This window comes from Flavobacterium laiguense (assembly GCF_003097655.1).
GTDB classification, from domain to species: Bacteria; Bacteroidota; Bacteroidia; order Flavobacteriales; family Flavobacteriaceae; genus Flavobacterium; species Flavobacterium laiguense.
Genome location: NZ_QCZH01000053.1, coordinates 1 through 1,599, shown reverse-complemented (window position 1 = coordinate 1,599; position 1,599 = coordinate 1). Strand labels below are relative to the sequence as shown.

1 protein-coding gene is annotated in these 1,599 nt (G+C 55.8%); it reads left to right on the top strand.

What is annotated here, in order from left to right; genetic code table 11:
* The first annotated feature begins 326 nt into the window (after positions 1 to 326).
* A complete protein-coding gene (locus tag DB891_RS17390) occupies positions 327 to 1,307 on the top strand; it encodes an IS5 family transposase (protein WP_116764836.1) in 981 nt (326 codons plus the stop codon).
* Positions 1,308 to 1,599: the final 292 nt, after the last annotated feature.

Here is a 1,599-nt window from a genome sequence, read left to right as displayed (position 1 = left end):
CAGCGCGAGCTCCGGTCAGTCGAGCAAGGTCGTGCGCCAGTCCTCGGCGCCGATCGAGGTGCTGGCCTTCGTACGAGCTCCCTTCGATGTGTTCAAAGCGGATCAGCTCAATCAGATGCTCGATGCGCAACGTCTTGAGATGAAGAAGCAACTAGACGCCTACGCCGAGTAGTACCGATAGGTTGGCCGGCTCCGGCCAACAAGGACCAGCCACGGGCCTCACCGAACAGGGGGGCTCTGATAGCACTTACAGGATGCGCTTAGGGAATCTCCGAACAAGCCTTCAGTTATGCGAGAATCCCCGCAACACCTGATCCGAGCCGCCCATGAGCCAGATGAGCTTTTCCGACTTTGAGTACGCCGGCAAGCGCAAGCAAACCCGCCGAGAGCGCTTCCTCGCCGAAATGGATCAGGTGGTGCCCTGGGCAGGCCTGCTGGAGCTGATCGAACCGTCCTACCCCAAGGCCGGCTGCGGGAGAAAACCCTATCCTCTGGAAACCATGCTGCGCATCCATCTGTTGCAGAACTGGTTCTCCCTGAGCGACCCGGCCATGCAAGAAGCGCTCTACGAAATCACGCCCATGCGCCAGTTCGCACTCCTGACGCTGAGCGCGCCAATCCCCGAAGACACCACGATCATGAACTTCCGGCACTTGCTGGAGAAGCATCAGCTCGCACCGGCAATCCTTGCGGTCATCAATGGTTATCTGCAGGAAAAAGGCCTGTCGCTGCGCCAAGGCACCATCGTCGATGCCACGCTGATCCATGCGCCGAGTTCGACCAAGAACAAGGACGGTAAACGCGACCCCGAAATGCACCAGACAAAGAAAGGAAATCAGTACTATTTCGGGATGAAATCGCACATCGGTGTCGATGTTGAATCCGGTCTGGTGCATCACGTCCATGGCACCGCTGCCAATGTGGCCGATGTCACGCAGGTGGCTGAACTGCTGCATGGCGAAGAAAACGCCGTGTATGCAGATGCCGGTTACACCGGTGTCGAAAGGCGCGAAGAGCATGAAAATCGGGGGGTGATCTGGCAGATTGCAGCGCGTCGCAGCACCTATTCCAAGCTGAACCAGCGCAGCGTACTGTACAAAGCCAAGCGCAAGATCGAGTTCTGCAAGGCTCAGACACGGGCCAAGGTCGAGCATCCGTTTCGCGTGATCAAGCGGCAGTTTGGTTACGTGAAAGTACGTTTTCGTGGGCTGATGAAAAACACGGCTCAGTTGACCACGCTGTTCGCCCTGGCAAACCTGTGGAGGGTTCGAAAACAGCTCATGGGTATGGGTGAGGTTCGCGTTTAACACGGAGAGCTGTAGGTGCCTGGAAAATTGCAACTTGCCGCGGCTGCACGACAAGTTGATCGGAGCATCCCTAGGCTCCACCGCTTATTTCACGCCTTATGTTGCTAGTGATGGAACTGTACGCTTAACAATGGACGTTAACTACGTGCACTTGGCGGATATGGGGACCGACAAAGCTGGTGGCCTTGTTGTTGACTATCCTCGGACTGATGGTTACAGGCTTTCTATAACTGATGTGATTCCTAGTGGTGGTAAAGCGCGAATATAAAGACAGCGATAATGGTGATGAATA